Genomic DNA, 10,111 nt, shown 5'->3' with positions numbered 1-10,111 from the left:
CGGCGTTCGACGAGGTGTGTGCGGTGGTGGACGGGTTGGTGGACCGTCCGCTGCGTGAGGTCGTCTTCGCCGATCCGTCCGACCCTGCGGCGGCGCTCCTGGAAGGCACCGCGTATGCGCAGGTGGCGCTGTTCGCCGTCGAGGTGGCGCTGTTCCGTCTGATGGAGTCCTGGGGCGTGCGGGCGGACTTCCTGGTCGGGCACTCCGTGGGCGAACTCGCGGCAGCCCACGTCGCCGGGGTGTGGTCCCTCGCGGACGCCTGTGCTTTGGTCGCCGCCCGAGGCCGCCTGATGCAGGCCCTCCCCACGGGTGGGGCCATGGTCTCGGTGATGGCGTCCGACGAGGACGTGCTGCCGTTCCTGACCGGCCATGAGGGCCGGGTGGCGGTCGCCGCCGTCAACGGCCCCACCTCCACCGTCCTGTCCGGGGACGAGGAGACGGTGCTTGAGGTCGTGGCCGCCGGCGGCTGGAAGTCCACCCGGCTGCGCGTCAGCCACGCCTTCCACTCCCCCCGCATGGAACCGATGCTGGAAGAGTTCCAGCACATCGCCGAGGGGCTCACCTACCACGAGCCGCGCATCCCGCTGGTGTCGAACGTGACCGGCGACATCGCCTCGCCCGAGCTGGTGTGCTCGCCCGAGTACTGGGTACGTCACGTCCGCGACTCGGTGCGCTTCCACGACGGCATGACAACCCTGAGCACCCGCGGAGTGACCCGCTTCATCGAGCTCGGCCCCGCCGGAGTCCTCACCGCCATGGGCCAGTCCTGCGTCCAGGACGGACAGTTCATCCCCGTCCTGCGCAAGGACCGCCCCGAAGAGGAAACCGCCGTCACCGCCCTGGCCCGCATGCACACCCTCGGCCTCACCATCGACTGGAACGCCTACTTCACCGGACACAACCCCCACCGGATCGACCTGCCCACCTACGCCTTCCAACGCGACCGCTACTGGTTCGCGACACCCGCCGTCCCCGACGCGCCGACGGCCGGAGCACACGGCATCGCCTCCGCGTCGTCGCCCGACTCCGTGGACGTGCGTTTCTGGGAGGCGGTCGAGGGCCAGGACCCGGACGCGCTGGCCGCGATGCTCGAAGTCGACCCCGCCACGCCGCTGAGCGGCATGGTGCCCCTGCTGTCCTCCTGGCGCCGCAGGCAGAACGACCACGCCACCACGGAGGCGTGGCGGTACCGGATCGCCTGGCACCCGGTGGCCGCCGAGCCGCGCGGCGTCCTGTCCGGCACCTGGCTGGTGGCCGTTCCGGCGGTTCCGGCCGCAGGAGCCGGCGGCGACGCACAGGCCGCCGTCCTGCGCGCCCTGCGGGAGCGCGGAGCGCGGGCGGTCACCGTCGAACTGGCCGAGGACGGTCGCGACGCGGTCGCCGCCCGGCTGCGGGAGGTCGCGGCCGGCGAGACACCGGCGGGCGTGCTGTCCCTGCTCGCCCTCGCCGACGGTCCGCACCCGGGGCGCCCGGTCCTGCCGTACGGTCTGGCGCTGAACCTGGCGCTGGTGCAGGCGCTCGGGGACACGCGGATCCACTGCCCCCTGTGGCTCGCGACCCGCACCGCCGTCTCGGTGAGCCCGACCGACCCCGTCGACCGCCCCGAGCAGGCGACCGTCTGGGGCCTGGGCCGCGTGGTCGGCCTGGAGCACCCCGAGCGCTGGGGCGGCCTGGTCGATCTGCCCGCCACCGTCGACGAGCGCGCCGCGGCCCGGCTGGCCGGAGTCCTCGCCGCCGAGGGCGACGAGGACCAGCTGGCGGTGCGCACCGCGGGCGTGTTCGTACGTCGGCTGGTGCACGCCCCGCTGGGCGCGCCGGCCGACGAGGTCAAGTGGCAGCCCAACGGCACCGTTCTGATCACCGGTGGCACCGGCGGTCTGGGGGCGCAGGTGGCCCGCTGGCTGGCCCGCACCGGGGCCGAGCACCTGGTGCTCACCAGCCGGCGCGGTTCCGCGGCGCCGGGCGCCGCGGACCTCGCGGCCGAACTGCGGGGCCTGGGCGCCCGGGTGACGGTCGCCGCGTGCGACGTCGCGGACCGTGCGGCGCTGGCCGGGCTGCTGCACGGCCTGGAGGCCGAAGGATCGCCGGTGCGTGCGGTGTTCCACGCCGCCGGGGTGGTCCACTTCCAGCAGATCGCCGACAGCACGCCGGCCGACTTCGCGGCCATGGCCGAGGGCAAGGTGTCCGGAGCCGTCCATCTCGACGAGCTTCTGGACGGGCCCCGCGTCGAGGCATTCGTGCTCTTCTCGTCCGTCGCGGCCGCCTGGGGCAGCGGCGGCCAGGGCGCCTACGCCGCGGCCAACTCCTTCCTGGACGCGCTCGCCGAGAAGCGCCGGGCCCGCGGCCTGGCGGCCACCTCGGTGGCCTGGGGCCCCTGGGCGGACAAGGGCATGATCGAGGGCGACGGGGTGGAGGAGCACCTGAGCCGCCGGGGGCTGCCCCCGATGGCGCCGGACCTGACGGTGGCGGCCCTGCACGGGGCGCTGGCCCGCCAGGAGACGACGCTGGTCCTCGCCGACGTCCGTTGGGACCGGTTCGTGCCGGGCTTCACCGCCGCCCGCCGCCGCCCGCTCATCGACGAACTGCCCGAGGTCCGGCGGGCGCTGGAAGCGGCCGCGGAACCCGGGGCCGCCGCACCGGAGAGCACCGGCAGCGTGACGGACGGCCTGGCCGGCCTGCCGGACGCCGAGCGGGAGCGGCTGCTGACGGATCTGGTGCGTACGCACACCGCGGCCGTCCTCGGACACTCCACCCCGGACGCGATCGCCGACGACCGCGCCTTCAAGGAGCTGGGGTTCGACTCGCTCACGGCCGTGGAGCTGCGCAACCGGCTCAACGCCGCCACCGGGCTGTCGCTGCCCGCCACGCTGATCTTCGACTATCCCGCCCCGGCTCCGCTCGCCCGGTTCCTGCGGGCCGAACTGTTCCCGCAGCAGCCGATGACGGCCGACTCGGTCCTCGACGACCTGGACCGGTGGGAGCAGGCGCTGGCGGAGCTCACCGCGGACACCGGCGTACGGGAGCGGCTCACCACCCGCCTGCAGAGCCTCGTGGCACGGCTCGAAAGCACCGCCGGCACCGCCCCGCAGAGCGGCGCCGCGGCCTCGGTGGAGGAGCAGCTGATGGCTGCTTCCGCCGACGAGATCTTCAATCTGATCGACAACGACTTCGGGGCGTCCTGATGGCCAACGAGCAAGAAGAGAAGCTTCTCGGCTACCTCAAGCGGGTCACCGCCGACCTGCACCGGGCCCGCCAGCGCCTGCAGGAGGTGCAGGACAAGGAGCGGGAGCCGATCGCGATCGTGGGCATGGGCTGCCGCTTCCCCGGCGGGGTCCGCTCGCCCGAGGACCTGTGGGAGCTGGTCGCCGAGGGCCGGGACGCGGTCTCCGCGTTCCCCACCGACCGCGGCTGGAACGTGGACGCCCTCTACGACCCGGACCCGGCCGTCTCCGGCACCTGCTACACCCGGCAGGGCGGCTTCCTCTACGACGCCGGCCAGTTCGACCCCGCCTTCTTCGGGATCTCGCCGCGCGAGGCGCTGGCGATGGACCCGCAGCACCGGCTGCTCCTCGAAGTCTCCTGGGAGGCCGTCGAACGCGCCGGGATCGACCCGCTGTCGCTGAAGGGGGAGAAAGCGGGCGTCTTCGTCGGCGCAACCTCCTTCCAGTACGGCGGGGACCCGGCGGTGGCGGACCCGGGCGTCGAGGGCCATCTGCTGATCGGCAACGTCACCAGCGTGGCCTCGGGCCGGATCTCCTACACCCTCGGTCTCGAAGGGCCCGCCGTCACCCTGGACACCGCGTGCTCGTCGTCGCTGGTGACCCTCCACCTGGCCGTTCAGTCGCTGCGCCGGGGCGAGTGCTCGCTGGCCCTGGCGGGTGGCGCCGCGATCATGGCCAACCCCGGTGTCTTCGTCGAGTTCAGCCGTCAGCGCGGCCTGGCCCCCGACGGCCGCTGCAAGGCCTTCGCCGCGGCCGCCGACGGCACCGGCTGGGGCGAGGGCGCGGGCATGGTGCTGCTGGAGCGGCTGTCGGACGCGCGGCGCAACGGGCACCCGGTGCTCGCGGTCGTCCGGGGCAGCGCGATCAACCAGGACGGCGCGAGCAACGGCCTCAGCGCGCCCAACGGCCCCGCCCAGCAGCGGGTCATCCAGCAGGCGCTGGCCGCGGCCGAACTGACCACGGCCGACGTCGACATGGTGGAGGCGCACGGCACCGGCACCAGGCTCGGCGACCCCATCGAGGCACAGGCGCTGCTGGCCACCTACGGCCGGGGCCGGCCGGCCGGTCAGCCGCTGTGGCTCGGCTCGCTGAAGTCCAGCATCGGCCACACCCAGGCGGCCGCCGGGGTCGGCGGGATCATCAAGACCGTCCTGGCGATCCGTCGGGGAGTGCTGCCCAAGTCCCTGCACATCGACGAGCCCTCGCACGACGTGGACTGGTCGGCCGGCGCCGTGTCGCTGCTCCGCGACGAGACGCCGTGGCCGGAGCTGGGACGCCCACGCCGGGGCGCGGTGTCGGCGTTCGGGGTCAGCGGCACCAACGCGCACGTCATCCTGGAGCAGGCCCCGGCCGAGGAAGACCCGGAGACGGACGACGCGGCGGCCCCGGCCCCGGTGCCGTGGACGCTGTCCGGCCGTACCGACGCCGCGCTGCGGGCCCGCGCCGTACAACTGCGCCAGCACCTGGACCGCCACCCGGAGTACGGCCCGGCCGAGATCGGGGCGGCACTCGCCCGCACCCGGTCCGCGTTCGAGCACCGCGCGGTCGTGGTCGGCCGCACCCGCGAGGACTTCCGCACCGCTCTGGACGCGCTCGCCGCCGGCGGCGCCGCCGCGGGGCTGGCCGAGGGCGTCGCGGTGAACACCACCCGTCCGGTCTTCCTGTTCCCCGGCCAGGGCTCGCAGTGGGCGGGCATGGCGGGAGAACTGCTCGAAACCTCGCCCGTGTTCGCCCGGACGATGGCCGACTGCGAGCGCGCCCTGGCGCCGTTCGTGGACTGGTCGCTGGACGAGGTGGTGCGGGGAGCGCCGGGCGCGCCCTCGACGGAACGCGTGGACGTGGTCCAGCCGCTGCTGTTCGCGGTGATGGTGGCCCTCGCCGCCGTCTGGCGCTCCCACGGCGTGGAGCCCGCCGCCGTGGCGGGTCACTCCCAGGGGGAGATCGCGGCGGCGTGTGTGGCGGGCGCGCTGTCGCTGGAGGACGCCGCGCGCGTGGTCGCCCTGCGCAGCCGGGCGCTGCGGGCGCTGTCCGGGGACGGCGGCATGATGTCGGTCTCGCTGCCGCAGGACGAACTCGTCGAGCGCATGGCGCCGTGGGGCGAGCGTCTGTCGCTGGCGGCGGTCAACGGCCCCGGCTCGATGGTGGTCTCCGGCGAACCCGAGGCGCTGCGCGAGCTGCTGGCGTCCTGCGAGGCCGACGGCGTCCGGGCACGGATCATCCCCGTCGACTACGCCTCGCACTCGCGGCAGGTGGAACGGATCCACGGACAGCTGCTGGAACTCCTCGCCCCGATCAGTCCCCGCCCGTCCGAGACCGTCTTCTACTCGACGGTCACCGGCGGCCCCGTCGACACCTCCGTCCTGAACGCGGAGTACTGGGCCCGGAACCTGCGGCAGACGGTCCAGCTGGAGCAGGCCACCCGCCGGATACTGGCCGCGGGCCACCGGGTGATCATCGAGGTGAGCCCCCATCCGGTCCTGGCCTTCGCCGTGCAGGAGACCATCGAGGCGGTCGGCGCGGAGGCGTCCGTGGTCGGTTCGCTGCGCCGCGACGAGGGCGGCCCCGACCGGATGCTGCTGTCGCTGGCGCAGGCGTACGTCCGCGGTGCCGCGGTCGACTGGGCGGCCGTCCACACCGGGCGGCGCACCCGCCCGGTGGACCTGCCCACCTATCCGTTCCAGCGGCAGCGCTACTGGCTGGAGACCGCCGTCGCGCCGTCCGCGGCCGGGCAGGACCCGGCGGAAGCCGCCTTCTGGGCGGCGGTGGAGCGCGAAGACCTCCCGGCGCTGGCCGCGACGCTGGACGCCGGCGACGCGGCCGAGGCCGCGGACCCCGGTACGGCCGCCGCGCTGCGGGCGGCGCTGCCCCTGCTGTCCTCGTGGCGCCGCCGGCGGACGGACGGCGCGGCGCTGGACTCCTGGCGGTACCGGATCGGCTGGCGGCCGCTCCCCGAGCCGGCCGCCGCGCCGCTCACCGGCACCTGGCTCGTCGCCGTACCGGCAGGACACACCGCGGACCAGCCGGTCACGGCCGTTCTCACCGGCCTCGTCGGCCTCGGCGCGGACCTCGTCCCCGTCGAGATCGCCACCGGCACGGACCGCACCGCCCTGGCCGAGCTGATCGGCGCGACGCTGAAGGACACCGACGCGGCACCCGCCGGGGTGCTCTCGCTGCTCGCCCTCGACGAGGCACCCCAGCCCGGCGCCCCGTCCGTACCCGCAGGGCTCGCCCTCACCATGACGCTGGTTCAGGCGCTGGGCGACACCGGGACCGAGGCACCGCTGTGGCTGGCGACCCGGGGAGCGGTGTCGACCGACGCCTCCGACCGGCTCGACAGCCCCGCCCAGGCGGCCGTCTGGGGGCTGGGCGCGGTGATCGGTCTGGAGTCCCCGCAGCGCTGGGGCGGCCTGGTCGACCTGCCGGCGGTCCTCGACGACCGGGCCCTGGCCCGGCTGGCCGCCGTGCTCGCCGGTCGGGCCGACGCGGGCGGCGGCGAGTCCGAGGACCAGCTCGCGGTGCGGGGCCCGGGCGTGTTCGCCCGCCGTCTGCTCCGCGCCGCCGCGCCGCCCCCCGCAGCCGGCTGGCGGCCCGGCGGCACCGTCCTGATCACCGGTGGGACCGGCGGGGCGGGCGCCGGAGTGGCTCGCAGACTGGCCGGGGAGGGCGCCGAGCACCTGGTGCTGATCAGCCGGCGCGGCGGCGCGGCACCCGGCGCCGGGGAACTGGAGGCCGAACTCACCGCGTCCGGTGTCCGGGTCACGGTCGCGGCCTGCGACGTCGCGGACCGCGCCGCGCTCGCCGAACTGCTGGGCTCCCTGCCGCGGGACCTGCCGGTGACCGCGGTGGTGCACGCCGCAGGTGTGCTCGACGACGGCGTCCTCGACTCCCTGACGGCCGAAGAGGCCGACCGGACCCTGCGGCCGAAGGTCACCGGGGCGCTGAACCTGCACGAACTCACCAAGGACTGCGACCTGTCCGCGTTCGTGCTCTTCTCCTCCATCGCCGGCACCGTGGGCGCCGCCGGTCAAGGGAGCTACGCCGCGGCCAACGCCGTCCTGGACGCGCTCGCGCGGCAGCGGCACGCGGACGGGCTGGCCGCCACCTCGGTGGCCTGGAGCGCTCTCGCCGACGGCGGGATGATCGACGCGGCGGTGGCGGACCAGCTGCGGCGCCGCGGTGCGACCCCCATGCCCGGCGACCGCGCCGGCGACGCGCTGCTGCGGGCGGCGGGCGGCGACGAGCCGTTCCAGGTGGTCGCCGACCTCGACTGGGAACGGTTCGCGCCCGCGCTCGCCGCCGGCCGGCCGCTGCCCCTGCTGCGCGACCTGCCGGAGGCCCTGGCGGCCCTCACGTCCGCATCGGGCCCGGAGGGCGAGGACCGCGACGACTCCGAGGCCCTGCTGCGGCGCATCGCCCCGCTGGGCGACGCGGACCGGCAACGGGTGCTGCGCGACCTGGTCAGGTCGCTGGCCGCCGTCGTACTCGGCTACCCCGACTCCACCGCGGTCGAGGCCGACCGGGCCTTCAAGGAGCTGGGTTTCGACTCGCTCACCGCCGTGGAGCTGCGCAACCGCCTGAGCGTGGCCACCGGGCTCAGGCTGCCGGTCACGCTGGTCTTCGACCACCCCACCGCCGCCGCTCTCGCCGCCCACCTCGACGCCGAACTGCTGCCCGACGGCGGCTCGCCCGCCGGGCCCGTCCTCGCCGAACTGGACCGGCTGGAGGCGTCACTGGCCACGGTGGGCGCCGACGAGGCCGCCCGCGCCGCGGTCTCCGAACGCCTGCAGTCCCTGCTGCGCACCTGGTCCGGCGCCCCCGGGCAGCAGAGCGCCGTCGACGACCTCGAGGCGGCCACCGACGAGGAGATGTTCGACCTCCTGGACCAGGAACTCGACGACATCGCATGAACCACCGCACACCCACCCACGGCCTTCCGTTTCACGGTCTTCGAGGAGCTGACGAGTGATGGAGAACGAAGCGAAGCTTCGCGACTACCTCAAGCGGACAACCGCCAATCTGCGCGTGGCCCGTCAGAGCCTGGAGGAACTCAAGGAGAAGGAGCACGAGCCGATCGCCGTCGTGGCGATGGGCTGCCGCCTCCCGGGAGGCGTACGGACCCCCGAGGAGCTGTGGGACCTCGTCGCCGAGGGGCGGGACGCGATCGCGCCGTTCCCCACCGACCGCGGCTGGGACCTCGACACGCTCTACGACCCGGACCCGGATCGCCAGGGCAGGACCTACGTCCGTGAGGGCGGATTCCTCGACGGCGTCGACCGGTTCGACGCCCCGTTCTTCGGCATCTCGCCACGTGAGGCGCTGTCGATGAACCCCCAGCAGCGGCTGCTGCTGGAAGTCGCCTGGGAAACGCTCGAGCACGCCGGGATCACTCCGGCCTCGCTGCGCGGCTCGCGGACGGGGGTGTTCATCGGGGCCACGGACTTCGACTACGGCAGCAATGTCACGGACCTCCCCGAAGGCCTGGAAGGCCAGATGTCGCTAGGTGCCTCCGGCGCGATCCTGTCCGGCCGCGTCGCGTACACCCTCGGCCTGGAGGGGCCGGCCCTCACGGTCGACACCGCCTGCTCGTCGTCGCTGGTGGCCCTGCACCTGGCCTGCCAGTCACTGCGCAAGGGCGAGTCGTCGATGGCGCTGACCGGGGGGACCACCGTGATGGCCACCCCGACCGGATTCATCGAGTACAGCCGTCAGCGGGCCCTGTCCCCGACCGCCCGCTGCCGGGCGTTCGCCGCGGCGGCCGACGGCACCGTGTGGGCGGAGGGCGTCGGTGTGCTGCTGCTGGAGCGGCTCTCCGACGCCCAGCGCAACGGGCACCCGGTGCTGGCCGTCGTCCGGGGCAGCGCGATCAACCAGGACGGCGCGAGCAACGGCCTGACCGCGCCGAACGGCCCCGCCCAGCAGCGGGTGATCCGGGCCGCGCTGGCCAACGCCCGGCTGAAGCCCGAACAGGTCGACACCGTCGAGGCACACGGCACCGGAACGACGCTGGGCGACCCGATCGAGGCCGGTGCCCTGCTGGCGACGTACGGTCAGGGGCGGCCCGCGGACCGGCCACTGTGGCTGGGCTCGCTGAAGTCCAACCTCGGTCACGCGGCGGCGGCCTCCGGCGTGGCCGGGATCATCAAGACGGTGATGGCCCTGCGGCACGGCGTGCTGCCGCGCACCCTGCACGTGGACCAGCCGTCGCAGAAGGTGGACTGGGAGTCCGGCGCGGTGCGGCTGCTGACCGAGGCCCGGCCGTGGCCGCGGGGCGAGGAGCCCCGGCGGGCCGGCGTCTCCTCCTTCGGGGCCAGCGGCACCAACGCCCACACGATCATCGAGGAACCCCCGGCGGACGTCCCCGAGGCCGGGGCGTCCGACGCCCCGGCCCAGGACGGGCAGGGCGAGCCCACCGCCACTGCTGCGCCGCTGGGTTCGGGTGTGGTGCCGTTGGTGGTGTCGGCGCGCAGTGCCGGGTCGTTGCGGGGGCAGGCCGAACGGCTCGGTGCGCTGGTGGACGGCCGTGCCGGTACGGAGCTGGGCGGGGTGGGTTTCTCGCTGGTGTCCTCACGCGCCCTGTTCGAGCACCGCGCGGTCGTGCTCGCGGAAAACCCCACCGACGCCGCCACCGGCCTCAAAGCCCTGGCCGGGGACGTCCCCGGAGACGGCGTGACCTCCGGAATCGCAGGCCCGCTCGGCGGCCGGGTGTTCGTGTTCCCCGGCCAGGGCTCCCAGTGGGCCGGCATGGCAGTGGAACTGCTGGACTCCTCACCGGTGTTCGCCAGCCGACTGACAGAATGCGAACGGGCCCTGTCCCCGTTCGTGGACTGGTCACTCGAAGACGTCCTGCGGGAAGCCCCGGGAGCACCCTCACTGGAACGCGTCGACGTCGT

Annotated in this window: 3 protein-coding genes; all 3 read left to right on the top strand. The window is 74.7% G+C overall.

Translation table 11 applies throughout. The features are described from left to right. The first annotated feature begins 23 nt into the window (after nt 1-23). Nucleotides 24-3,182, top strand: a complete 3,159-nt coding sequence (locus AB0P06_RS36200; protein WP_363615140.1) for an SDR family NAD(P)-dependent oxidoreductase — start codon at nt 24-26, stop codon at nt 3,180-3,182. Beyond that, the gene (locus AB0P06_RS36195) at nt 3,182-8,128 is read left to right on the top strand and encodes a type I polyketide synthase (protein ID WP_363615138.1); all 4,947 of its coding nucleotides are present in this window, start codon (nt 3,182-3,184) and stop codon (nt 8,126-8,128) included. The genes AB0P06_RS36200 and AB0P06_RS36195 overlap by 1 nt, the downstream gene beginning before the upstream one ends. A 58-nt stretch (nt 8,129-8,186) precedes the next feature. Then, on the top strand, nt 8,187-10,111 hold a 1,925-nt coding region (locus tag AB0P06_RS36190), incomplete at its 3' end, for a type I polyketide synthase (protein ID WP_363615136.1).

The organism is Kitasatospora sp. NPDC088351 (assembly GCF_040685575.1).
GTDB lineage: Bacteria > Actinomycetota > Actinomycetes > Streptomycetales > Streptomycetaceae > Kitasatospora.
This window is presented reverse-complemented; position numbering and strand designations above follow the sequence as displayed.